The organism is Chitinolyticbacter albus, assembly GCF_024437655.1.
In the GTDB taxonomy this organism is placed as follows: domain Bacteria; phylum Pseudomonadota; class Gammaproteobacteria; order Burkholderiales; family Chitinibacteraceae; genus Chitinolyticbacter; species Chitinolyticbacter albus.
The window spans coordinates 176557-201361 of record NZ_JANBVF010000001.1 but is presented as its reverse complement, the minus strand read 5'-3'; the positions used below and the strand labels follow the sequence as shown (position 1 = coordinate 201361).

Genomic DNA, 24805 nt, shown 5'->3' with positions numbered 1-24805 from the left:
AAATCGAACTTTATTTAATTCCCTTTATTTCCATAGGCTTACCAGCCGCTGATCCCTCATGGCCGAACAAGAACAAGCCCCCCTGCATCCGGAAACCGAAGCCGCGCTCGCCATCATCAAGCGGGGCGTGGAAGAGCTGATCCCGGAAGACGAACTGATCCGCAAGCTGGAAAAGAGCCGGGTTTCCGGCGTGCCACTGAAGATCAAGGCCGGGTTCGACCCGACCGCGCCGGATCTGCATCTGGGGCACACGGTGCTCATCAACAAGATGCGGCAGCTGCAAGACCTCGGTCACACGGCACAGTTCCTGATCGGGGACTTCACCGGTCGAATCGGGGACCCGACCGGCAAGAACACCACCCGCCCGCCGCTGACCGAAGACGATGTGAAGCGCAACGCCGAGACCTACGAGCGTCAGGTTTTCAAGATCCTCGATCGCGAAAAGACGCAGGTGCTGTTCAATTCGGCCTGGCTCACGGAGCTGGGCGCGGCCGGCATGCTCAAGCTGGCATCGAGCATCACCGTGGCACGCATGCTGGAGCGCGATGATTTCTCCAAGCGCTTTGCCGGCAATCAGCCGATCGCCGTGCATGAGTTCATGTATCCGCTGCTGCAAGGGTATGACTCGGTGGCGATGCAGGCCGACATGGAGCTAGGCGGCACTGACCAGAAGTTCAACCTGCTGATGGGCCGCATGCTGCAGCAGCAGCATGGCCAGGCGCCGCAGGTGGTGCTGATGATGCCGCTCCTGGTCGGGCTCGACGGCACGAACAAGATGAGCAAGTCGCTCGGCAACTACATCGGTATCGACGAGCCGGCGACCGAGATCTTCGGCAAGATGATGAGCGTCTCGGACACGCTGATGTGGCGCTACTTCGAGCTGCTGTCGTTCCGGGCAATGAGCGAGATCGAAGCGTTCAAGGCCGATATCGACGGTGGCCGCAACCCGCGCGACGTGAAGGTGTTGCTGGCGCAGGAGATCGTTGCCCGCTTCCATGGCCAGGCGGCAGCCGAGCATGCGCTGGCCGATTTCGAGGCGCGCTTCCAGAAGGGCGCGATGCCGGACGAGATGCCGGAATTCACGCTCGCGGCCGATGGCGATGGGCTTGTGGTCACCGCAGTATTGAAGGAAGCCCAGCTTTGCCCGTCGACCAGCCAGGCAATGCGCGATATTCAGGCGGGCGCGGTCAAGCTCAACGGTGAGAAGGTTGCCGACAAGGCGCTGCAGATCGCCAGGGGCGAGACCGTGGTGCTGCAGGTGGGCAAGCGCAAGTTCGCGCGCGTGACCATAGGCTAACGTCGGGCGCTGCAAACGACACACCCCGCTGCGGCGGGGTGTGTCGTTTTGGACGGCTACTGCGCCGGAGCGACGGAGTCGACCTGCAACTGAGGTAGCTGCAGGCCTTGCGCCGAAGCGGGCCGCACCACCTTGCCGCGAACCTTGACGGTCTGGCGCTGCCAGCTGGCACGCTGCTCGGCGCTCAGCCCCAATAACTCCCAACGACCCCGGTCGGTGGTCTCCAGCACCACGCTGACATGTGGCGCGTTGCCCTTGAGCAGCAGTTGCCCGGTCAACTGCGTGGACTCGCCCGCCGCCTGCGTGGCGCAGGCGACGAGGAGGGCGGGGAACAGCAGCGAGAGCGTGGTCCGGATCGTCATCACTGGACGATCACAGTCAGCGTGGTACCGGGCGGCACGCTGATGGTTTCGCTGTAGGTATTGCCGGTAGGCGTGCGCACCACCGGGAAATGCGCATAGCCTTGCAGCAGGGTCGGCACTGACGACGGCAGTACACGATCGGCCAGGTAGTCAGGACCATGGATGCCCGGCAGCGTATAGCCGCTGTCTATCCGTTCGGGATAACCGAAAGTGGAAGGCGTGCCAGGGGTGGGAAGCAGCGCAATGCTGGTGCCCCAGCGGCGCACGGCATCCGCCAGACCCAACCCGCCGACGTTGCGAATCACGGTATCGAGCAAGGTGATGGAGTTGCTGCTGCTGTCGTTGCGCAGCAATTGTTTGTAGAACTCAACGCCGTAATAGCGCAGCAGATAGCCGCCGAAGCTGCCGTTCACGCTGTAGCTGAAGCAGTCCGAGCCCGGGTCGTCGTCCCAGCTGGTCAGGTTGCAGTTGTAACCCGCCTGGTTCAGCCAGTCGGGGAAACGACCGTCGCGGATGGGGTGGTAGTCCGGATCGACGCGCAGGCCGACGACGTCTTCCATCATCAGCGCCGTGGTTTCTTCGAGGAAGGTATCGAAGGTGTTGTCGATCACCACCCCGCGCTGATAGAAGTTGATCATGTGCGTGAGCTCGTGCGCCAGCGTATTGAGCTGGGTCTTGAGCCCCGTCTCGCCGGTGGTGCGATAGACGGTTTCGGTATCGAGGTAGAGCGATAGCGATTCGTTGCTTTGCGGCGTGCTCGCCGAGCGCTTGAAGTTGTTGTAGCTCCAGAAATAGCCCATCAGGCCATAGGGCTGGTTGTCGTGATCGAAATTGACCAGGACGACATCGAGCTCCTGGTTGGGACCGATCAGGTCATTAAAATCATGGGTGCCCCATGGCGCGCCGGCCAGGCCCGTGACCATGCCGTAGATCGCATCGCTGCCGCTGCTGAACGCGCTGGCGATGGTGTTGAGCTGGGCCTCGGTCAGCCGGTCGCTGGCGTATTCGCCGTTCTCGACCCAGAAGTTGATGGTGCGGCCATCGCTGGCGGTGAGCTTGCGTCGCAGCGTGGCGGAGCGGGTTTCCATCTGGTCGACATGAACATTCCATAGCTGGGTGTTGCCGACGATGGCCGCAGCGGGCTTGTCTGCCTTGGAAACGCTGCGCTGAATGCTGGGTGCGGCCCGATTGATCGGCGGGTTGCGGTTGAACTCGCGGATCTGGTCCGGTACCTGGTTGACCGGTTGGGCGGCATCGTCCCGTGCCTGCTGCGCCCGGCGGGGGGAGCGCTGCAGCAATGACAGCGTGATCGGCGGCATGGCCACCGGCGTGGCCTTCTGGTTGGTGTAGACCAGCGTGACGGTGCGCCCGGCGACATCCATCAGGTTGACCGGCACGCCGGTATGGCTGGCGCTGGTGTTGGTGTAGCGCCAGAAACCGACGCCGCTGCCTGAATACTGCAGGTTGCTGGCGCCGCAGTCGCTACCATTGCAGTCAACGCCAAAGGTGTTGTCTGCGAGCGCTTGCGGCGGGATGGGAGTTGGAGCCACCGGGGTCGGTGTCGTTGGCGAGCCGGTGACCACATCGCTACCGCTGCCGCCACCGCCGCAGGCGGTCATGGCGATTGCGAACAGTAGCGAAAGCATCCAGAAGCCATGACATTTCATGCAGGGTTTCATGAGCCGTTCCGTTTTAGGACAGGATCGATCGGATGCCGTTAGCCTAGACCAAGTTACGGACCGAAAAGCGCGAGCCAAGTGCCTGCCGTTGGTTGGCGTCAGCCTCCCACTTGCATGGTTGGGGAGGCTGGTGGCACAAGCGGCCCGCTGTCGCTGGGTTTGATACGCCTGAGAGGCTAAAGCCGTAATTCTCATAGAGCGTCAACAGCAGGCTCAGCCCTGGCTTTTCGGCTGTTGTTGTCTTACGCCGTCAGTTCACTCGTGGCCGTATGTCGGATAAATGGATAACCATTCCCTTACTGAGCCACTACGGAGAGCGTGACACCCGGAGGGACGGGGATCACCTCGGAATAGCTTGCGCCGACCGGATGACGCTCCAGCGGGAAATGGGCATAACCTTCGAGGTAAGTCGGTACGGTGCGCGGCAGGATGCGGTCATCGATGTAGTCTGGCCCGTTGAGGGCAGGCAATAGATATCCTGCGATCAGCTGTTCCGGGTAGGCATACCCGACCGGCGAGGTGGTGGCGGGAAGCAAGGCGATGCTGGTTCCCCAGCGCACCAGCGCACTATCCAATCCCGTCGCTGGATCGATCGAGCGTATGGCGTTGTCGAGCATCGCTAGCGAATCGGTCGAGTCGCGATTGCGCAGCAGGTTTTGATAAAAGCCCATGCCGTATTGCCTTAGCAGAAAGCCGCCGAAACTGCCTGAGACGTTGTAGCTGAAACACGTATTGCTCGTTTCATTTATCCAGCGGGTCAGATCGCAGTTATACGCAGCATTGGCGAGCCATTCTGGAAAGCGGCCGTCACGAATCGTGTTAAAGCTTGCGTCCAGGCGCAGACTAACCCAGTCCTCCATCATCATGGCCGACATTTCTTCCAGAAATGTATCGAAACTGAAGTCGCGACCGGTCGAGCTTTCATACATCAGCACGCTGCGCTGGTAGAAGTTGATCATATGGGTCAATTCATGGCCGAGCGTGCTGATCTGCTCCTTGAGTCCCTGATCCGTTAGGTTGCCGTTCGCATCTTTGGTGAGATAAAGCGTTTCGCTATCCATATAGAAAGACAGCGATTGATTGCTGTATTTAAGATCCGGATCGTTCGCGTCACGCAAGAAATTGTGTAACGACCAGAAATAGCCGAGCAATCCATACGGGCGGTTGTTACGGTCAAAGTTGACAAATACGATATCCATTTCCTGCTGGGCGCTTAGCAAGTCAACGTAAGGCTGAGACCCCCAAGCTGCTCCTGCGATGCCCGTCACCATCGGGTATACCGCATCACTACCTGTGGCGAACTTGGCCGAGAGTTGATCGAGTTGCGCGGCGGAGATCCGGCCATTCCCGTATTCGCCATTCTCGACCCAGAAATTGATGACCCTGCCGTCGGCTGCGGTCAGTTTACGTTGTAGTGTTGCAGTGCGGCTTGTGCGTGCCCCTTTGCCGTCATCCACATACCATGACCGAGAGCTTCCCAGCAGCGCTTGTAGCGGGATCGCTCCGGGCGCGGTGGGGCTGCGACTGGCGGAAGGAGCGCGCAGGCTCGGTAGACGATGAAAGCTACGTACGCCTTCCGGAATTCGGTTTGTATCTCGAGGAGTGATACGCCGAGCGGCGATGGCTTGCGAAGCATCAATGACGTTCAACCCCATGGGCTGCAAGGAGATACTCGGCATCAATACCCGAGTGCTCTTGGTATTCGTGTAGATGTAAGTAAGGCGTTTCCCTGCCACGTTGCTGAGCTGCAACGGCACGCCAACGTAGGACGTCCCAGTATTGACATAGCGCCAGATACCGACTCCGGTGCCCGAGTAATCGTTCTGAGAAAGCGCCCCGCACGAGGCGCCGGTGCATGCGACTTGGAACGCGCCTTCGATGCTTGTGATTGCTGGAGGAGTCGGTGAAGGCGTAGGGCGTGGTGCATCGCCTTGTCCGCCGGATGAGTCTCCGCCTCCACCACAGGCAGCAAGAAGGAAGAGACTGCTTAACGCAAGGAGTGATTTGAGATTCATTGCCAGAGCTTGTGAGTTGAACGTGCTGAAGAACAGGTCTCACAAGCATAAATGTCTCTCTTTTCCCTGAGTTTATTTGTAAGTTTTTTGCTTGTTTCCGTAGTGTATTTGCAACAACAGCCACGTTGTTTGACGTGGCTGTTTTCATGCGCTGTTCACGCCAAGCCATTGTGCCGCAACAACGCGTCTATCTGCGGTGCGCGACCGCGGAAGGCGGTGAACGATTCGGCGGCGGGGCGGCTGCCGCCGACTGCAAGGATCTCGCTGCGGAAACGCTTGCCGACCGTCGGATCGATCACATTGCCGCCGTGGGCGGCGGCTTCCTCGAATGCGGCATAGGCGTCCGCCGAGAGTACCTCTGCCCACTTGTAGCTGTAGTACCCGGCAGCGTAGCCACCGGCGAAGATGTGGCTGAAGCTTTGCGGGAAGCGGTTGTACGCCGGCGGCAGCGGGATGGCCAGCTCGCGCTGGATGTCCTCGGCCAGTGCCTGCACCGCGAGTGCGTCGACGCGACCGTGCAGCGCCATGTCGAAGATCGAGAAATAGAGCTGGCGCTGGAAGGCCGAGCCGCTCTGGAAGTTCTTGGCTGTGAGCATCTTGTCGAACAGTGCGCGCGGCAGGGCCTCGCCACTTTGAACATGGTGGGTCAGCTTGGGCAGCAGCTGCCATTCCCAGCAGAAGTTCTCCATGAACTGGCTGGGCAGTTCTACCGCGTCCCATTCGACGCCGCTGATGCCCGATACCGACAGCTCGTCGACCTCGGTCAACAGGTGGTGCAGCGCGTGACCCATTTCGTGGAAGGTGGTGATTACGTCGTCGTGCGGCAGCAACGCCGGGCGGCCTTCGACGCCGCGGGCGAAGTTGCAGACGATGAGTGCGACTGGCGTTTGTAGACGGCCATCAGCCAGGCGGCGGCGACCGCGCACGTCGTTCATCCACGCGCCGCCCTGCTTGCCTTCGCGGGCGTATAGATCGAGATAGAGTCCGCCGACTTCGGAGCCGTCGAGGTTTTCCAGCTGATAGAACGCCACGTCCGGATGCCAGACCGGCGCGTCGGCGCGCACGAAGCGCAGGCCGTACAGCTGCTCGATCAGGTGGAAGAGGCCGGAGAGCACGGTGGGCTCGGTGAAGTACTGCTTTACTTCCTGCTCGCTGAAGGCGTACTTGGCTTCGCGGATGCGCTCGGAGACGAATGCGACGTCCCAGGCCTGCAACTGGTCGTAGCCCAGCGTTTCGACCGCGTAGCGCTCCATATCGGCGCGGTCGGCCAGCATGTGTGGCTGCGCGCGTGCGGCCAGATCGCGCAGGAAACCCAGCACCTGCTCGGGCGTATCGGCCATCTTGGTCGCGAGCGAGCGCTCGCTATAGCTGGCAAAACCCAGCAACTGCGCAGCTTCTTGGCGCAATGTGTGGATCTCGTTGATCAGCGGGGTGTTGTCGCGCTCGGCCGGGCCGAATTCGGAGGCGCGCGTCACATAGGCGTGGTAAAGCTGCTCGCGTAGCGGGCGATGCACACCGAACTGCATCACCGGGTAGTAGCTCGGCATCTTCAGTGTGACTTTCCAGCCGGTCTGGCCATCGGCTTCGGCGGCGGCCCGTGCCGCGGCCTTCCAGTCGTCCGGCAGCCCGGAAAGTTCGGCTTCATCGATGACGTAGTGGCCGTAGGCATCGGTGGCATCGAGCACGTTCTGCGCGAAACGCGTGGTCAGCTCGGACAGGCGTTCCTCGATTGCCTTGTAGCGTGCCTTTTGCTCGATGGGCAGTTCGGCGCCGGCGAGCTTGAAGTCGCGTAATGCATCTTCGACGATGGTGCGCCGTGCGCGATCGAAGCCGGCGAATTCGGTGCTGGCGGCCAGCTGCTTCCAGCCGGCGTAGAGCGCTTCGTTCTGCCCCAGGTCGGTGTAGAAGTTGGAGATGCGCGCAATATTGGCGTTGTAGACCTCGCGTAGTTCGGGCGTGTTGACGACGGCCTCGAGGTGGGCAACCGTGCCCCAGGCGCGGTTCAGTCGCTCCAGCGCGCCCTCCAGCGGTGTAACGAAGTGATCCCAGCCGGGGCCGGCCGCCTCCGCCACCTTGACCGCTTGCTGTGCCTCGTCCAGCAGCACATCGAGCGCCGGGTTGACATGTTCGGGGCGGATCGCGTCGTAGCGCGGCAGATCGGTATGGGCGAGCAGCGGGTTGGCCTGGGTCATCGTCGGTCTCGGTTTAGAATGCGTTAATCATGCAGATGCGCGCCGGGGCGCATCATTTCAAGCTGGATATGGGGAAGTCTAATGGCAATCGAGAAATTCGACGGCATCGTGCCGCAACTGGGGCAGGGCGCCTGGGTGCACCAGGCGGGGCAGGTGATCGGCGATGTGGTACTGGCGAGCAATGTATCGGTGTGGCCGGGCGCGGTGATCCGCGGTGACGTCAACCATATTCGCATCGGCAGCGACTCCAACGTGCAGGACTGCAGCGTACTGCACGTGACGCACAAGCGGCCGGACGATCCGGAAGGCGCTCCGCTCATTCTCGGCGAGCGCGTCACCATCGGTCACGGCGTGATGTTGCATGGCTGCACCATAGGCAACGAAGTATTGGTGGGCATGGGCAGCATCGTGCTCGACCGGGTGGTGGTGGAGGACCGCGTGATGATCGGTGCCGGCTCGCTGGTGTCGCCGGGCAAGGTGCTGGAATCGGGCTGGCTCTATGTGGGGCGGCCAGCCAAGGCGGTGCGGCGGCTCAGCGGCGAGGAACTGGCGCACTTCAACTATTCGGCCGCGCACTACGTGCGGCTGATGCAGAAGTATCGCGACGCCTGAAACTGCGATCAGCCGGGTTGCTGGCTGACCCGGCGCTCGACCTCCCAGGTCACGATCTGGCCATTATTGAGCCCGCATTTCAGCCAGAGCGGGACTTCGGTGCGCTCGCGCCAGCCGGTGCCGGGAATGACGACGCGGGATTGAACCGTTTGCGTGATACGTGACGAGAACGGGTCCTGCCAGCGCTCCACGCGGCCGCGGGCAAGCTGGGTCTCGCTTGCCAGGATGCTGGTGTAAGGCGTGCGCTTGGGTACGCGCTCCAGCAGGCGCTCGTAACACCGCGCCACATCAGGGATGACAGGTTGAGGGGACGCCGCTGCATAGGTCGTGACGGGGGCAGCGGCGACAAGCAGCAATACGTAGCGGTTCATCGTTGTCGGCAGGAGTCAGCACTCATACAGGATTGGCGATGAATGGTGGCGATGCAACCGGGATTTTCGCGGGAGGCGCGCGCTAGCAGTGGCAGCGTCGCGCGGCAGGCAGGCTGAGATCGGCGTGCTTCTGCCATCGCCATCGCGCGGGCGTGGATCGTGGCAGACCGGGCCTTAGCGTGGCCTGAAGGCCATCACCGACGGCCTGCCGACGGGCGCCGGGCGACTCAGTCTGGCTTGGTCTGGCCCAAGAGCTTGGCGACCAGCGGATTGAGGCCTAGTTTCTGGGTGTCACCGCTCTGGCCGTAGCGATCCGGCACGGCGGCAGTCTTGAACTTGCTGTTGATCTTGAGGCCGCGGCGCTTTTCCAGCTCGGTGCGTTTCATCGTCATGGCGGCGTGTCCTGGTTGGTAAAGGGGCAATTGTAAAGCAGCTGGTGCGATGGCGCGCGTGATCGCACCCAAAAGTGACGAGTCGGCGCCGCTTTATGGCGCGCTCTGGCCGCCTACGGTTTCCAATACCGTCCATTGGCCCTTCACCACCTTGTAGACGGTGATGGCGCCGTCCTTTAGATCGCCATGGTCGTCATAGCTGATATTGCCCGAGGTGACGCCGGCGTGCAGGATCTTGGCAAGCTCGGGCAGATAACGCGCCGGATCGGCCGAATCGGCGTTCTTCATCGCCTGGGTCAGCGTACGCGCCGCGTCGTAGCCGTACGGGGTATAGATTTCCAGTTCGCCGTACTTGGCCTTGTAGCGGGCCTCGAAGGCCTTGCCACCCGGCATCTGCTCCAGCGGCAGCCCGGCGAGCGAGGCGATCGTGCCTTCTGCCTCGGGGCCGGCGAGCTTGAGAAAGGTCTCGGAGCGCGTCATCTCGCCCGACACCAGCGGCGCGGTCATGCCCAGGCGCTTCTTCTGCCTGGCCATCGGGCCCGATTGCGTGTCGGTGCCGCCATAGAAGATCAGGTCGGGCTGGATGGCCTTGATCGCGGTGAGGATGGCGGAGAAGTCGGTTTCCTTGTCGGTGGTGTATTCGCGCTTCACGATCTCGCCGCCGGCCGCCTTGACCGATTTCTCGAATTCGTCGGCGAGGCCCTGGCCGTAAGCGGTGCGGTCGTCGATGATGGCGATCTTTTTCGCCCCCAGCTTTTGCACCGTGTAGCGGCCCATTACCGAGCCCTGTTGCGTGTCGGACGTCATCGAGCGGAACGTGGTCTTGAAGCCCTGCTGGGTGTAGGCGGGCGCGGTGGCCATGGCGATCTGGGGAATGCCGGCATCCGAATAGATCTTGGAAGCCGGAATCGAGGTGCCGGAATTGAAGTGGCCGATGATGCCGGCCACCTTGCTGTCGACGAATTTTTGCGCAACCTGCGTTGCGGCGCGCGGATCGGCCATGTCGTCCTCGGCGATCAGCACAAACCGCACCGCCTGGCCGCCTAGCTTCGGGCTTTCGGCGTTCACGTCGTCGATCGCCAGCTGCACGCCGTTCTGATAGCCCTTGCCGTAATGCGCCTGGTTGCCGGTGAGCGGTGCGGCGAAGCCGATCCTGACTTCCCGCGCGCCGCCTTGCGCGGCCGCTGCCGCAGGGGTCGAGGCAGTGTTCGGGTCGGCCTGCTTGCCGCAAGCGGTCAGGAACAGCGCGGTGCCCAAGGCCAGGGCCATCGTCGCTCGCATCATGCTCAGCACCTCGTCGTGTGGTTGTGGCTGCGATTGTGCCGCGCGTCGCCAACCCGACCATTGGGGATAGTCCGGGCGGCGCGCATCAGGGCGCGGCGATGGTCCAGCTTAGCGCATCGATCACGCGCTGGAAGTCGTCCGCCAGCGGGCAGCGCACGGTGAAGGGCACGCCGGTAACCGGGTGGGGCAGCGTCAGCGCCGTGCAGGCCAGCAGCATCCGGCTCACGCCGAAGGCCTCGGCGAAAGCGCGGTTGTGCCGGCCCTTGCCGTAGGTGGCGTCGCCAATGATGGGATGGCTGATGTGCTTCAGATGCCGTCGCAACTGGTGGCGGCGTCCGGTCTCGGGTTTGAGTGCCACGAGCGCGTAACGACTCTGCGGATAGCGGTCTATGGCCCAGGGCAGCTCGACGGTGGCGAGGCGCCGATAGCGGGTGAACGCCTCCTGCGCACCGGTCGGCATCGGGCCACCCCAGGCCTCGGCATCGTCGATGCGCCGCTCCAATGGGTGATCGATCTCACCGGCCACATCGGGCCAGCCGCGCACCACGGCGAGGTAATCCTTGTCGATGCGCCGCTGCTCGAACAGCGAGGACAGCTGGCGCCCGGTATCGGCATCGAGCGCGAACAGCAGCACGCCGGATGTGCCCTTGTCGAGGCGATGCACCGGGTAGACGCGGCGGCGCAGCTGGTTGCGCACCATCTGCATGGCAAAGCGCGTTTCGTGCGCATCGAGCGAGGTGCGATGCACCAGGAGGCCGGAAGGCTTGTGCACGGCAACCAGGTAGTCATCACAGTAGAGCAGGGGCAGGGCGGTCATGCCGCGATGATACCCGCACGGTGCAGCGTTGCCTGCCGCGCCGCGCCCACGCATGCCAGTGATGCCGTTCACACCATTCGTGTCATCGGCCAGTGAATGGGCCGCGTTGATGCCGCATGGGTGCACAGACACCCACCAGTTCAAGGAGAACTAGGCATGAAAACGCACTTAGCTTTTGGCAGGCACGCGCTACTGGTGGCATGGGCGGCAATCGGGCTGGGATGGACCGCGCCGGCCAGTGCCCAGGTCGATGTGGACATCCACCTGGGCTATCCGTACCCGCCTCCCCCGCATGTGGTCTATGTGCCACCGCCGCGGATCGACTATGTCTGGGTGCCGGGCCGCTGGGTCCACTACCATCAGCCACGACCGTATTGGCGTGATGGCTACTGGGAGCACAAGCGCCATCACGCTCATCCGCGCGGCCATCACTATGGCTGGGATAGGCACCGCGAACCGCCGCGCTACCGGCATCGCGACCGTCACCGCGATGACGATTGATCGGCACTAAAACCAACGGCCCGCTTTGCAGCGGGCCGTTGGTTTGGGCGAATACCCGCGGGTTACAGCTGAGTCAGCATGCGCACGCGGCGGATCTGGAAGTGGATGGTCCCGGCCTGGTCATCCCAGGCAGGCAGCATTTCCAGTACCGAGCTCAGCTTGGCCGGATTCCAGCTGGCGTCGTAGCCAGGGCCGGAGAACGGCAGCTGCACCGTGGTCCACACGCCCAGCGCCGGGCGGCCGACCAGGGTCGTCAGATCACCGGTGCGGCAGGTGTCGGGCTTGCGCGCGCAGACGAGCTTCACCCAGAACGGCTGCGTGCTGCCGCCGTAGTCGAGCACCCGCAGTTCGAACTGCACGCCACCGGTGGCGGCGACGGCGCTGACGTCGAACAGGTTGGGCGACTTCACCGGGAAGAAGATGGAGCCATTGCCGCCGCCTTCCTTCAAGCCGTTGTAGGTCACATCGACCACTTTCTCGCCAGCGTCATCGAAATTGGCGTTGAGTGCGATGCTGCCGCTGCCGTACGACCAGCTGCCCGGTACGTCGAACAGCGCCGGGTCCGCGATGCCGTTCACGTACACGTCGCGCGGGGCATCGAGCACGGTGACCGGATCGGCGCTGGCGCCATCGCACGGCACGTTGCCGGCGCGGTTCGGCTCCCAGCGCACATTGCCCACCGACAGCTCGAACTGGCCCGAGCTGTAGATCAGGAGCGGCGTGTTGATCGCGGTGAAGTCGGTGCCCTTGTCGGCGAAGCATTGCAGCGGAATCGCGACCTCGGTCCAGTTGCCGACCGGCAGCGCCTGGATCGCGGTGGTGACGTCGATCTCGCCGATGCAGGGGTAGACGCAGTCGATGCGGGCCTTCACCGGTGCCGTTGGCGCCACGCTGACGCGGGCATCAAATACCAGCGCGCCGCCGGCGTTCAGATAGGGCTGCAGGTTCTGCGTCTCGGCTTCGACCGCGCTCTGGATATAGAGCTGACCCTCGGCGTTGTTCCACTTGGCCTTGATCGCACTCCACTGGATGCCGCTCTTGTCGTCGACCGGGGTGGCAGTGATTTCACCATTCGGCGTCGAGGTACTGGCACTGCTGGCCTGCGCGATGACCACGCCGCTCCACTTGGACGGCGCCGCTACCTTCATGTTCCAGCCATCGGCATTGCCGCGATCGAAGAAGGAGATCGGAGTATCGGCCGTGCCGCCACCGCTGGTCACGCCGCAACCGATATCGGCGCTGGTTTCGTCAAGTGCGGCCACGGTGCCACCCAGGGCGTAGCTCAGACCATAGCCATAGGCGAATTGCGGCGCATAGCCAGCGTCGCCGACGTTGAGCGGGGTCTGGCATGCCGCGCCTGGCCACGAGTACGACAGCTTGCCGTTGAAGTCGACGTTGACCTTGCCGGCCTTGTTGCGGAACAGCACGTCGGCAATGCCGTCACCCTCGGTACCTGGCAACCAGGCGGCGACGAAGGCGTCCGAGCGGTTCAGCTCCTTGTTGGCATAGAGCGGTCGACCCGAATACAGCACGGTGACGATCTTCTTCACGCCCTTCGCCTTGAGCGCATCGATCAGCGTGATGTCCTCGGGGCGCAGCTTGGCCAGTTCCAAGGTCTTGGTCTTGCCGATATCGCCCAGGCCTTCGGCATACGGGGTCTCGCCGATGACGACGATGGCCGCATCGAACGTGTTGTTGGCCAGCGCACCGGTGGTACTGGTATCGAGCACGGCATTGGGCGCGATCTTCTGCACGGCGCCCCACAGCGTGGTGCCGCCGCCGAAGTCGGCGTTTGTGTTGCCCGTGCCCTGCCAGGAAAGCGACCAGCCGCCGTTCTGGTTGGACAGACTGTCGGCGCTCTTGCCCGCGACCAGGATCTTGGCCTTGCGCGACAGCGGCAGTACGTTGCCGTTGTTCTTCAGCAGCACCAGCGATTTCTGTACCGCTTCGCGCGCGACGGCGCGGTTTTCCTCGGTGCCGATCTCGTGATTGACCAAGCGGGCCGACGGCTTGGGCTTGGTAAACAGGCCCGCACGGTATTTCACACGCAGGATGCGACGTACCGCGTCATCGATACGCGCCTGCGGGATCTCGCCCGACTGCACGCTGGCGATGGTGTTGGCGATGAAGGCTTTCCACTCGTCGCGATACGGCACCATTACCATGTCGATGCCGGCATTGATCGCTTCAGGGCAATCGCTGTTGCTGCAATTGCGCGGGCTGTTGCTGTTGCCGGTGGTGAGCTGGCCGTTGCCGTTCCAGTCGGACACGATAAAGCCGTCGAAACCCATCTTGGTCTTGAGCACGTCGGTCAGCAGATACTTGTTGCCGTGCATCTTGTAGGCCTTGGCGCCTTCACCGGCCGCCTTGTCCTGCCAGCTGTTGAACGAGGCCATCACCGTTTGCGCGCCAGCATTGAGCGCGGGGAAGTAGCCGCGGGCATGGATATTGAGCAGTTCGTGCTCGGTGACGATGGTCACACCCTGATCCTTGCCCTGGTCGGTGCCGCCGTCGCCAATGAAGTGCTTGGCCGTGGCCACGACGCGCTCGTTCGGCCGGGCGTCCTTGGCCAGGGCGCCTTGCAGCCCTTCGATGATTTTGCCGCCATAGGCCGCCGTGATTTCGGGGTTCTCGCTGAAGCCCTCGTAGGTACGACCCCAGCGATCGTCGCGCACCACGGCCAGCGTCGGGGCGAACGCCCAGTCGATGCCGGTTGCGGCCACTTCGCGGGCGGTGACTTCCGCAATGCGCTTCATCAGGTTGGGCGCGCGCGCGGCGCCCAGGCCGATGTTGTGCGGGAACATCGTCGCGCCGCGCACATTGTTGTGACCGTGCACGGCATCCGTGCCCCAGATCAGCGGAATCTGGTGGGGGTTGGACGGGTCCATCGAAGCGGTCCAGAGGCTGTCCGCCAGTGCCAGCCAGTCATTGACGGTGGCCGCCTTGTTCTGGCCGGGGAAGGAGCCGCCGCCGTTGAGTACCGAGCCGATGTGGTACTGGCGGATTTCGTCCGGCGTCACTTCTGCGATCTCGACCTGGGTCATCTGCCCGACTTTCTCTTCGAGCGTCATGGTCGCCAACAGCGCATCGACCTTGGCCTCGATGGCCGGGTCTTTCGGGATTGCGCTATTGATGGGGGGCCAGTCTTGTAGCTCTTCAAGCGGCAATATGGGTTCTTCCAATATGCACCCGGCTACGGCCAGAGTGGCTAACGCGGCGGCACCGAGCCGCCAGCGCCATGGTAATGGTTTCATAGTTTCGAATTCTCCTGGCTGGAATAGCACACATGTACGGCGGATGTTGGGCGCAGGTCACCCCTCAAGCGTGATGCCTTGCGACTTTGTTTATTGAAAGCGCTTTCAAATATCAACGGGTTGAATGATTTGTGCAAGTTTTGTGCAAAAAATTATGACGATCGGCTGAAATGGTGCGATTTGTCTGTGTGTGGTGCACACCGATGGGGCGTGTGCCAGCGGCGAGACTGCAACGAGCGCGCGCACCGGCTTGACGCAATGTCAGGCGGGTAACGAGAATGCGGGCATGAACGATAGAGCCACCACCACGCTGGATCAGGTCGCGCGCCAGGCCGGCGTGTCGCCCAGTACCGTTTCGCGCATCCTCAACGGCACGGCCAAGGTGAGCGACGCCAAGCGAGCGCGCGTCGAAGCCGCGATCGCCGCGCTCAACTATCGGCCCAATGTCATGGCGCAGAACTTGGCACGCGGCCGTTCGATGACGGTGGGCGTGGTCACCCAGGATATCGCCAGTCCGTTCTACAGCGAATCGCTCAAGGGCATCGAGGCCGCGCTTGCCGATACCGGTTACGCGCCGCTGTTCGTCAGCGGCCACTGGAATGAGGCCGACGAAATCGAGCGGGTGGCGCTGCTGGTCGATCGCCGGGTCGACGGGCTGATCGTGCTCACCGGCATGCTGCCCGACGAGATCCTGCTGGAGACCGCCGAGCGTGTGCCGCTGGTGGTCACCGGCCGCCAGCTCGCTGCGCCGCGCGTGTTCTCGCTCGACATCGACCACGAAGCGGGCGCGCATACCGCCACGCTTTACCTGATCGGGCTGGGGCACCGACGCATCGCGCATCTGGCCGGGGTGCAGGGGCATCCGGACGCGCGCGCACGTCTGGCCGGATATCGCCGTGCACTGGACGACGCCGGCATCGCGTATGACGAGACGCTCGTCGTCGACGCCCAGTTCAACGAAGAGGGCGGGGTCGCCGCGATCGAACAATTGCTGGAGCGCCGGACCGCATTCACCGCGGTGTTCGCAGCCAACGACCAATCGGCCACCGGAGCGCGGCTGGCACTGTATCGCCGTGGCATCGCCGTTCCCGAACAGGTGTCGCTGGTCGGCTTCGACGACCTGCCAGGCTCGCTCTATTGCACGCCGCCTCTGACCACGGTGCGTCAGCCGGCGTACCAGATCGGCCGCACCGCAGCACTTGCGCTGCTTGAAATGATGGATGGCAAGCCGGCTCCCGAGCTGAGCTTGTCGGTGGAGCTCGTCGTACGCGAATCCGCGTGCGCGTACTCGCAACCCTAACGAGGCCCCGGCCCGCAAGCAGACGGGGAGCCGGACTCCGATCTGCCCCAGATGATATATCCGGCACCGGAGGGACGCGGGCACCGCCCGCGTATCGCCGTACCGCATGGTGGCGCGCAGAACCACCTGTAGGAGTTTGCAATGATGCTGCATCGCATGCTGGCGGGCTGGATGCTGCTGCTCGCCGCTGCCGCTGGCTGGGCGGGAGAGGCCCTGGTTGTCGCCACTTATCCCAATCTGGACCGGGTCATCAAGCTGGTCGAGCCGCTCTGGCGTCAACGCCATCCCGATGTACCGATCAAGCTGGTGACGCGCAGCTATGCCGATCACCAGACCGCGATGACCACCGCGCTCGCCGCGGGCAGCGGCCTGCCCGACCTGATGGGGATAGAGGTCGGCTATATCGCGCGTTTCGCCGCATCCGGCGCACTGACCGATCTGGCCGCTGCGCCCTTCGATGCCGGGCGCTGGCGGGACGATTACCCGCGCTATGCCTGGGCCCAGGCCATGTCGGGCAAGCAGCTTGCGGCGCTGCCGGTCGATATCGGGCCGGGCACCTTGTTCTACCGGCAGGATCTGCTCGCCGCGGCGGGCGTCGGCGAAGACGAGCTGTCGCGCACGTGGGACAGCTATCTCGCGGCCGGGCGCAAACTCAAGGCGCGGGGTTCCTATCTGTTCGCGCATGCGCGCGACCTCAAGGATCTGTACCTGCGCGCCAGCCTCAAGGATGGCGAGGGCGTGTATTTCGATGGGTCTGGTAAACCGCTGGTACGCTCGGTGCGCTTCGTCAAGGCGTTCGAGCTTGCGCTCGCAGCGCGCAAGGCCGGGCTCGATGCGCGGGTTAGCACCTATACCCCCGCTTGGGGCGATGCCCTGCGTAAGGGGAGGATCGCGACGCAGGCGAGCGGCAGCTGGATGGCGGGGCACCTGGAAACCTGGCTGGCGCCGCAGACACGCGGCCTGTGGCGGGTGACGGCAATGCCGGCCGGCGCGCATGCCACCTGGGGGGGGTCTTTCTACGCCATTCCACGCGCCAGCACGAAAAAGGCACTGGCGTGGGAGTTGCTGCAGCTCTTGGCGCACGATCGCGCCATTCAGCTGGCGGCGCTCAAGCATGACGATGTAAAGGCATTCCCCGCCTTGCTCGCCGCGCAGGACGATCCGCTCTTTGAGACGCCGGTCGCCTTCCTGGGTGGCCAGCGCGCGTGGCAGCTGTGGCGCGCCAGCGCGCTGCGCGTACCCGCGCTGGTGGCGAACCGCAACGACGCGCTGGCCGAGGAAATGGTCAACGCAGAACTGGACCTGGTGCTGGATCAAGACAAGCCGATTGCTGCTGCGCTGGCCGATGCCGAGCGCCAGATCCTGCGTCGCGCGCGGCGCTGAGCGATGGCGCACACCGTATCCGTATCCTCCCCGCCGCAGAGGGCAGCCGGCCGCCCGTGCCGGCTTGCGCTGGCGCCCTATGCCTTTCTCGCGCCATTCATGCTGCTGTTTGCGGGGTTCGTGCTGCTGCCGCTGCTGGCCACGGCCGGGCTGTCGCTGTGTCGCTGGAACCCGGCCGAGGGCTGGCACGCGCTCACGTTTGTCGGCCTTGAAAACTATCGCTTCGTGCTGGACGACCCCTGGTTTCTGAAGACGCTCGCCACCAGCGCCTGGCTGACCGTGGTCGGCGGCGTGCCGCAGCATCTGATCGCGCTGCCGCTGGCCTGGCTGGTGTGGCGGCATCTCGGGCGCGGTCAGCGGTTGGTGTCCGGCATCTATTTTCTGCCCTTCGTCACGTCCAGCGTCGCCGTGGCGCTGGCATTTTCCACGCTGTTCGCCAGCGATACCGGCCTTGCCAACCAGGTGCTCGCGACCTTGCGCGGCTGGCCTTTGCTTGGGGCATGGCTGCCCGCCGAGGCCGTGCACTGGTTGAGCGAACCCGAGACTGCGCGCTGGGTGGTTGCGCTGTTGGTGTTCTGGCGCTTTTTGGGCTGGAACCTGGTGCTCTACCTTGCCGCCTTGCAGGTGCTGCCCAGCGACAATTTCGAAGCAGCCGCGCTCGACGGCGCCGGCAGCTGGCAGCAATTTCGCCACATCGCGTTGCCGCAATTGCGCCCGACCATGGCCTTTGGCATGACGCTGACGCTGATCGGCGGCCTGCAGCTGTTCGACGAGCCACTGATTCTGGCGCAGGACGGCCGGGCGGGTGCGGCGCAGACCGCCGCTATCTACGTCTACCGCAACGCCTTCGAATTCGGTGATCTGGGTGCCGCCGCCGCCATGGCCTGGCTGCTGCTGGCGCTGATCGCCGTGGGTTCGGCCTTGTTGCTGTGGTTGCTGCGCTCGCGGGAGGAGGCATGAAGCGCTGGCTGGCACGAGGTGTGATCGCACTGGGCGCGCTGACCATGCTGCTGCCGTTCTGGCTGATGCTGGTCTACGCCAGTCACGGCAAGGGCGCACTGTTCGAGGCCGCGCCACCTTTGTGGTTCGGTGACCAGCTGGGGGCCAATCTGCGGTTGCTGTTCGAGCAGCTGCCATTCTGGCGCAACCTGGCGCTTAGCCTCTATGTGGCGACGATGAGCACGATCCTCGCGCTGGTGCTCTGTAGCAGTGCCGGCTTTGTCTTCGCCGTCTACCGCTTTCCCGGGCGTCGAGTGCTGTTTGCACTGGTGCTGGCCGGCATGCTGCTGCCACCGTATATGGCGATGATTCCGAGCTATCTCTTGATCGACGCGCTGGGCTGGATCGATACGCCGCGCGCGCTATGGCTGCCGACCGCGGCGTGCGCGCTGGGGGTCTTTCTGATGCGCCAATACATCGCCAGCACCGTGCCCACGAGTACACTGGATGCGGCGCGCATCGACGGTTGCAGCGAATGGCAGCTGTTCCGCCGCGTGGTGCTGCCGCAGTGCGGCCCGGCGCTCGCCACATTGGCGCTGATCGTGTTTGTATCCTCGTGGAACAACTTCATCCTGCCGCTGACTGTGTTGCGCACCCCGGAGATGTATACGGTGCCGCTGGCCTTGCGCAGCCTGCAGAATCCGACCAATACCGAATGGGGCCTGGTGATGGCGGGTGCGGCATTGGCGTCGTTGCCGCTGATGCTGTTGTTCGCGTTCACGTCGCGGCAGATGATGGCCGGCATGATGGCGGGCGTGCCGCGCGACTGAGCCTGGGCCTTGTTGTGCTGCCTGCTGGCGCCCACCTGCAGCGCATGTCCATCCAACCTGCCCACGGGGGCACTGCTTGAACTACCTCGCGCACCTTTACCTCGCCGGCGACGAAGCCGCCGATCGCGTCGGCGGGCTGATGGGTGACTTCGTGCGTGGACCCTTGCCGGGCGCCCTGCCGCCTGATCTGGCGGCCGGTGTGGCGCTGCATCGTGCGATCGACGCCTGGGCCGACACCCATCCCGCTTTCCAGGCCAGTCGCGCCCGCGTCAGCCCGGTGCGGCGGCGGGTGGCGGGCATTATGGTCGACCTGTACTACGATCATTTCCTCGCCCGCGATTGGTCGCGCTATCACCACCTGCCGCTGACCGACTTCGCCGCGATGGCCTATGCCGAGACCGCCGCGCGCAGCGATGCGCTACCGGAGCGGCTGGCGCAGCAGTTGCCGAATATGCGGCAGTACGACTGGCTGGCGTCCTACGCCGATCCGGCTAACGTTGGCTACGCGCTCGATCGCATGGCGCAGCGGCTGCGCCAGCCCAATTCGCTGGCTGGCGCCGGCGAAGAGCTATTGCGCGACTACGCCGGGTTCGCCGCTGATTTCGCGCTGTTTCTGCCAGACGCACGGGCCTTTGCCGAGGCATGGCGCAGGCGTAACACCGCTGGCTCTGAAGCGCCGTAGCGCCAACCCGGTCGGGACCAGGCGCCGTAGAGGCTTGGTTGATGCTCGTGACGGGCCGTGTTTGCCTGGGCGAGGTGTTGTGCCCCAACCCCACCACGCGACACGTTTTGCGCCCCGGCAAGCGGGTGGGGCTGCGGTAATAAGCAATCGGACACGAGCCTCGCCTGGGCCGGCCGTTCACTTTCCCGGGGGACCGCTGCTGCCACCAGGTGGTGGGCCGCCAGGCGGGCCCGAGCTGCTGACGCCGGGCCCGCCGGGCGCTGTGCCATAGCCACTGGGCCGGCGCTGGTAGGTGGCGGCCTGCAAGGTGTAGTTGCCGCCGCCGGAGGGCTGGCTCAGCACCCCGACCGACGAGTGACTGTGGCTATCGGCGCGGATCACCAGCGTGGTGTTCCCCGCCTGCTGCAGCTGGCGTGCCTGGTTCTCGATGTGGCTGTCGACGATCAGGTTGGCGGCCTGCGGGGCCCTCACGGTCAGGGCCGCATTGCTCGCTTCGCCGACCACGTCGTAGGGCGACGTGTGGGCTCGGTGATAGGGGCCGGCGCTGGCGGTATCCGCGCCTGGGCTGCGGGGCTCGGGGGTCTGTTTCTTTTCCTGCTTGTCCCGCGCGGGACCGCTGAGCGACTGCGCGTACGAACTGGTGAACATCACCCCGGGATAGGCGCCGCCCTGGTGCGGTGCCACCCGGTTATCCACCTGGCTCACCGTCTGCCCCGATGCCTGGTGCGCGCCGACGTGTTGCGCCATCAAGGGGGGCAGTACGTCGCTCAGCGTCGGGCCGCTGACTGAATTGCGGCGGATGGCAGCGCGCGTTTCCTCGCGCAGGTTGGGGTCGCTGCCGCCGCCGCTCAGGTAGTCACCCTGAGCCTCCCAGACCATGCTGCTGGTGTCATGACCGAAATGCACGGTGCTTGGGTCGGGCGCGGCGGCAGTTTGGGCCTCCCGCTGCCGTTGCTGGCGCAGGCTGTGTCGACGCTGTGGGGCGAACGACAAGGGGGTAGAGGCGTCGCCGGACTGGCTCTGAGCCGGCATCATCGACGTCATGGGCATGGGGCCGCCGCCATGGGCGCCGCCGGCGCCGGGCAGCGATGCGAATAAGGACAGGCCGGGCGAAGTACCCTGGCGGGGGGCAGACATGGTCGTAGCCATGGGCATCGGCCCGCCGCCGTGGGCGCCGCTGGCGCCAGGCAGTGGCGCGAACTGGGCTGGCGCGGTGGTCTGGCCGGACAGCGGTGCCATGAAGCCCTGGCCGATCGGCTGCAAGGTGGAGGAGCTGGAACCGGGGGCATTGCGCGGGCTGTCCGGCATGGTATCCATCATCGGCGTGCTGCGCTGCGGCGGCGGCCCCATATTGCTGCGCTGGCCATGACCGGTGGTGGGCAGCGACAGGCGCGTGCGCTGCTCGGTGTGTCCGCGTGGCCATGGGTTGCCGCCGCCCAATGGTGTTGCGGGGTGCGGCCGCTGTTGATTCGGGTCCATGACGGTCCTCGCTGCTTGTCTTGCCCAGGCGCGGCAACCGGGTGCGCGCGTGGCCTGGCGGGCATCGGAACGCTACGTCCCTCCTGAAGCGAGGTGCATTTGCAGGAGCGCGTGACGGTGTCGATGGTCCCAGTTCAGTCAGCATGAAGCATGCCAGTGCTCGGTACCGTTCCGAAGGCTGGCGCCCCCTCGTCCTGCTTGATCCGCACGGGATGGCCGCTGCCGCTGGCCGGGTATAAATCGTCCCGGGCGCGGGCTTTTTTCCTCGCGGGGCACGACGGCGCGCCGGCTTGGCACGCTTGGCACCGACTAGACGATGTGCGCGCCGTGTTCGGCCAGCAATTCGCGCAAGATCGAACGGTGGCAACGTGCTTCGTCCTCGCAATAGCAGCCGACCGAGAAATCGTTGTGCTGCGAGAGCGCGGCCAGCAAAGCCAGCGTGTGCTTGTTCTCGGGCGTCGCCATTTCGGCGCGATAGTGGCGGGCAAAGGCGGCCCACTCGGCCGGCGTGCCCGCCGTCTGCGCCTGCTTAACCAATTCGGCGCTGGGTGCGAGGTTGGGATACCAGACGTCGTACCAGTCCTGGCTGGCGAACTCGCTCCTGGGCACGCCGCGCGGCGGCCGGCGCACGGTGCCGATACGCAGCCCTTCACCGGGTAGGCGCGGCGAGCCGAGGCGGACGATGCGTAGGGTCATGTGCAACTCCTGCGGGGGCGTACGTCATCTTCGGTCAGCGCCCTAGCCCTGTTCAAGCAGCCAATCCGCCTGCAGTCGGCTGACAGCCCGCATGCAAGCGGGCAGCAGTCGCCTTGCAACGATCTAGCATGACGATGGGCCTTTCCTCTGCGCAGGAGCATTGCCATGCCGCACGACATCAGCTTTGCCAGCTTCAACCTGTACAACCTGCAGCTACCGGGGCGGGCCACCCATCCGGGCGCTGCGCCGTTTACCGAAGCATCCTATGCCCGGCGGCTGGCCTGGGCTGGCGATTTGCTCAAGGCGGTGGGGGCGGATGTGATCGCGTTCCAGGAGCTCTGGTCGCGCCAAGCGCTGGTTGACCTGTTCGATCGCAGCGGCCTCGCTGCCGACTACCAGCTGTGCTTCATCGCCAACGATTGGTACGACATCGCGGTGGCTGCCGCAGTGAAGCGACCGTGGGTCGTCAAGGGACAGCAACTGCACAAGCGCTTCCCCGAGGCGTTCCGGCTGCTCAAGCGTGGTCACGGTGAGGCGGGGGCCGATGCGCACCGTACCGACGACGACATCGATGTACAGATCGACATCTTCTCGCGCACCGTGCTGCAACTGACCATCGGCAAGGCCGAGGCCGGCGCGCCCCAGCTCGAGGTGTTCTGTACCCACCTGAAATCCAAGCTGGCGACGCAGCTCGACAAACCCGAGCAGCAGGACAACGCAATGAAGCCACATCGCGCCGCGCTGGGCGCGGCCTTGTCGACGGTGCGTCGCACGGCAGAGGCGGCGGCGCTGCGCATGATCCTCACCGGTCTGATGAAGGGCACCGACCGTGCGGTGGCGGTGATCGGCGATTTCAACGACGGCAACCACTCCAATACGCTGTCCATCCTCACCGGCCAGCCGGCCTATCGCCAGTACTACGCGCACCGCGCCGGCATCAGCAGCGATGCCGGCCTCTATTCGGTGAGCTTCCTGCAGGCGCTGGGCGATTTCCAAGACGTGGCTTACTCGCACATTCACCAGGGCGTGCGCGAGCAACTGGATCACGTGCTGGTGTCCGAGCAGTTCTACGACCATTCGAAGCACCGGTTATGGTCGTTCCACGACCAGCGTATCTGGAACGACCATGTGGTGGAGGAGGGGCCGAACGGCCCGGCACGCTCCACCAGCGATCACGGCATCGTGCGGGCACGGTTCGACTGGCAGGGGCCGCAGTGATCCAGTGTGCCAAAAGCAAAAGACCGCGGTGACGCGGTCTTTTGCTGGGTGCTTCAGACGGTGGCTCTGGCCAGCGTATCGCTGCGCCGCCGCGTTCCCGGAATCGGCACCAGCGCGCACACCATGCCCAGCACGCTGAGCGCTGCCACATAGTGCGCCGGGGCGAGGGCATCGGTCTTGAGCCACAGCGTCAGCATCACCGGGGTGAGGCCGCCGAAGATGGCGTAGGCGACGTTGTAGCTGAACGACAGGCCGGAGAAGCGCACCACGGCCGGGTAGGCGCGCACCAGCACGTAGGGAATCGCGCCGACGGTGCCGACGAAGAAGCCGGTCAGTGCGTAGCTCGCAACCAGCTGGCTCGGCGAGGTGGGCAGGTGGCCGTAGAACAGGTAGCTGGTGGCGAGCAGGCCCAGGCTGCCCAGGCCCAGCGTCAGCTTGCTGCCGAAGCGGTCAGCCGCCATGCCGAACAGCACGCAGCCGATGGTCAGCATCACGATGGCCACGCTGTTGGCCTGCAATGCCAGTGCCGGTGCGACGGCGAACTGCTTTTGCAGATAGGTCGGCGTGAACAGGATGACGACGACGATGGCGGCCGACAGCACCCAGGTCAGCAGCATCGACAGCACCACCGCCGGCAGGTGTCTCTTGAGGATGAATTTCAGCGGCAGGCCGTCGGCCAGCGCCTTGCGCGCCTGCATTTCGCGGAACACGGGGGTCTCTTCGAGGAAGCGGCGCAGGTAGACCGCGAACAGGCCGAATATGCCACCGAGCAGGAAGGGGATGCGCCACGCCCAGTCGTGCACCTCGGTCTGGCTGAAGCTGCTGTTGATCACGGTGGCGATCAACGAGCCCAACAGGATGCCGGCGGTAAGCCCTGCGGTCAGCGTGCCGACGGCAAGACCGGTGTGGCGGCCGGGTACATGTTCAGAGACGAACACCCAGGCTCCGGGCACTTCGCCGCCGATGGCCGCGCCCTGCAGCACGCGAAACAGCAACAGCAACAGCGGCGCGGCGATGCCGGCGGTGGCGTAGGTCGGCAAGAGACCCATGGCCAGTGTCGGCAGCGCCATCATGAAGATGGACAGCGTGAACATGCGCTTGCGCCCGAGCAGGTCGCCGAAGTGGGCAATGATGATGCCGCCCAGTGGCCGCGCGAGGTAGCCGGCGGCAAAGATGCCGAAGGTCTGCAGCTGGCGCATCCAGTCTGGCATCTCGGGTGGGAAGAACAGCGCGCCGAGCACGGCGGCGAAGAACACGAAGACGACGAAGTCGTAGAACTCCAGCGCGCCGCCGAGTGCGGCCAGCGAAAGCGTCTTGTAGTCGTTGCGGTTGAGGCCGCGCGGGGCGGGTTCGAACTGGGTTTCGGCGGTCATGGCGGACTCGGCAGGTGTTGGGCAAGGCCGCGTCGGGATATGACGTGCACGGTCGAGGCGCCAGCCAGTCCGGGTGGGAGGGCTGCGATAGACCCCGGGTCGGGGCGACCCGCCTCGATCCAGTGCGGG

Annotated in this window: 21 protein-coding genes; 9 read left to right on the top strand and 12 right to left on the bottom strand. The window is 64.5% G+C overall.

The annotated features are described in order from the left end of the window. Window positions 1–58: 58 nt before the first annotated feature. Window positions 59–1297 (top strand): tyrosine--tRNA ligase, encoded by a 1239-nt coding sequence (gene tyrS / locus NLI84_RS00975; protein WP_255987529.1) that lies wholly within the window; start codon window positions 59–61, stop codon window positions 1295–1297. 56 nt (window positions 1298–1353) lie between these two features. Here tyrS and NLI84_RS00970 read toward each other — a convergent pair whose 3' ends face one another. The 4 genes from NLI84_RS00970 to NLI84_RS00955 form a co-directional block, all read right to left on the bottom strand. Then, the gene (locus NLI84_RS00970) at window positions 1354–1659 is read right to left on the bottom strand and encodes a hypothetical protein (protein WP_255987528.1); all 306 of its coding nucleotides are present in this window, start codon (window positions 1657–1659) and stop codon (window positions 1354–1356) included. Further along, window positions 1659–3305, bottom strand: a complete 1647-nt coding sequence (locus NLI84_RS00965; protein ID WP_255987527.1) for a M30 family zinc metallopeptidase — start codon at window positions 3303–3305, stop codon at window positions 1659–1661. The genes NLI84_RS00970 and NLI84_RS00965 overlap by 1 nt, the downstream gene beginning before the upstream one ends. A gap of 329 nt (window positions 3306–3634) precedes the next feature. Further along, entirely contained in the window at window positions 3635–5353 is a 1719-nt protein-coding gene (locus NLI84_RS00960) for a M30 family zinc metallopeptidase (protein WP_255987526.1), read from the bottom strand. 155 nt (window positions 5354–5508) lie between these two features. After that, on the bottom strand, window positions 5509–7545 hold the full coding sequence (locus NLI84_RS00955) for a M3 family metallopeptidase (RefSeq protein ID WP_255987525.1): 2037 nt from the start codon (window positions 7543–7545) through the stop codon (window positions 5509–5511). Between the two features lie 81 nt (window positions 7546–7626). Between NLI84_RS00955 and NLI84_RS00950 the strand changes: the two genes are divergently transcribed. Next, on the top strand, window positions 7627–8157 hold the full coding sequence (locus NLI84_RS00950; RefSeq protein WP_255987523.1) for a gamma carbonic anhydrase family protein: 531 nt from the start codon (window positions 7627–7629) through the stop codon (window positions 8155–8157). A gap of 8 nt (window positions 8158–8165) precedes the next feature. On the opposite strand, the gene NLI84_RS00945 is transcribed toward NLI84_RS00950, so the two are convergent. The 4 genes from NLI84_RS00945 to NLI84_RS00930 form a co-directional block, all read right to left on the bottom strand. Beyond that, window positions 8166–8528 carry a BspC domain-containing protein gene (locus NLI84_RS00945; protein WP_255987521.1) on the bottom strand — a complete coding sequence of 121 codons (363 nt, stop codon included), beginning with the start codon at window positions 8526–8528 and terminating at the stop codon, window positions 8166–8168. Between the two features lie 227 nt (window positions 8529–8755). After that, window positions 8756–8920, bottom strand: coding sequence for a hypothetical protein (locus tag NLI84_RS00940; protein ID WP_255987519.1), 165 nt, complete (start codon window positions 8918–8920; stop codon window positions 8756–8758). 93 nt (window positions 8921–9013) lie between these two features. Continuing rightward, window positions 9014–10204: a branched-chain amino acid ABC transporter substrate-binding protein gene (locus NLI84_RS00935; protein ID WP_255987517.1), complete on the bottom strand. Its 1191-nt coding sequence runs from the start codon at window positions 10202–10204 to the stop codon at window positions 9014–9016. Between the two features lie 85 nt (window positions 10205–10289). Then, window positions 10290–11021 carry a pseudouridine synthase gene (locus tag NLI84_RS00930; RefSeq protein ID WP_255987516.1) on the bottom strand — a complete coding sequence of 244 codons (732 nt, stop codon included), beginning with the start codon at window positions 11019–11021 and terminating at the stop codon, window positions 10290–10292. Window positions 11022–11177: 156 nt separating this feature from the next. Here NLI84_RS00930 and NLI84_RS00925 point away from each other — a divergent pair, with 156 nt between their 5' ends. Then, a complete protein-coding gene (locus NLI84_RS00925) occupies window positions 11178–11522 on the top strand; it encodes a hypothetical protein (protein ID WP_255987514.1) in 345 nt (114 codons plus the stop codon). A 62-nt stretch (window positions 11523–11584) separates the two neighbouring features. On the opposite strand, the gene NLI84_RS00920 is transcribed toward NLI84_RS00925, so the two are convergent. After that, entirely contained in the window at window positions 11585–14776 is a 3192-nt protein-coding gene (locus tag NLI84_RS00920) for a glycoside hydrolase family 3 protein (RefSeq protein ID WP_255987506.1), read from the bottom strand. 286 nt (window positions 14777–15062) lie between these two features. Here NLI84_RS00920 and NLI84_RS00915 point away from each other — a divergent pair, with 286 nt between their 5' ends. The 5 genes from NLI84_RS00915 (at window position 15063) to NLI84_RS00895 (ending at window position 19910) form a co-directional block, all read left to right on the top strand. Beyond that, on the top strand, window positions 15063–16076 hold the full coding sequence (locus NLI84_RS00915; RefSeq protein ID WP_255987505.1) for a LacI family DNA-binding transcriptional regulator: 1014 nt from the start codon (window positions 15063–15065) through the stop codon (window positions 16074–16076). A 141-nt stretch (window positions 16077–16217) separates the two neighbouring features. Next, window positions 16218–17459 (top strand): ABC transporter substrate-binding protein, encoded by a 1242-nt coding sequence (locus NLI84_RS00910; protein ID WP_255987503.1) that lies wholly within the window; start codon window positions 16218–16220, stop codon window positions 17457–17459. Between the two features lie 99 nt (window positions 17460–17558). Beyond that, window positions 17559–18419, top strand: a complete 861-nt coding sequence (locus NLI84_RS00905) for a carbohydrate ABC transporter permease (RefSeq protein ID WP_255987502.1) — start codon at window positions 17559–17561, stop codon at window positions 18417–18419. Continuing rightward, window positions 18416–19228, top strand: a complete 813-nt coding sequence (locus NLI84_RS00900) for a carbohydrate ABC transporter permease (RefSeq protein ID WP_255987501.1) — start codon at window positions 18416–18418, stop codon at window positions 19226–19228. The genes NLI84_RS00905 and NLI84_RS00900 overlap by 4 nt, the downstream gene beginning before the upstream one ends. Window positions 19229–19304: 76 nt before the next feature. Continuing rightward, window positions 19305–19910: an acyl carrier protein phosphodiesterase gene (locus NLI84_RS00895; protein ID WP_255987499.1), complete on the top strand. Its 606-nt coding sequence runs from the start codon at window positions 19305–19307 to the stop codon at window positions 19908–19910. Between the two features lie 177 nt (window positions 19911–20087). Here the strand turns inward: NLI84_RS00895 and NLI84_RS00890 are convergent, their stop codons facing one another. Further along, complete coding sequence (locus NLI84_RS00890; protein ID WP_255987498.1) at window positions 20088–21389, bottom strand: hypothetical protein; 1302 nt, start codon at window positions 21387–21389, stop codon at window positions 20088–20090. A gap of 309 nt (window positions 21390–21698) precedes the next feature. Further along, window positions 21699–22085, bottom strand: coding sequence for a DUF488 domain-containing protein (locus NLI84_RS00885; protein ID WP_255987496.1), 387 nt, complete (start codon window positions 22083–22085; stop codon window positions 21699–21701). A gap of 165 nt (window positions 22086–22250) precedes the next feature. Between NLI84_RS00885 and NLI84_RS00880 the strand changes: the two genes are divergently transcribed. Then, on the top strand, window positions 22251–23303 hold the full coding sequence (locus tag NLI84_RS00880) for an endonuclease/exonuclease/phosphatase family protein (protein WP_255987494.1): 1053 nt from the start codon (window positions 22251–22253) through the stop codon (window positions 23301–23303). Window positions 23304–23356: 53 nt separating this feature from the next. On the opposite strand, the gene NLI84_RS00875 is transcribed toward NLI84_RS00880, so the two are convergent. Next, window positions 23357–24676, bottom strand: a complete 1320-nt coding sequence (locus tag NLI84_RS00875; RefSeq protein WP_255987492.1) for an MFS transporter — start codon at window positions 24674–24676, stop codon at window positions 23357–23359. Between the last annotated feature and the right edge of the window lie 129 nt (window positions 24677–24805).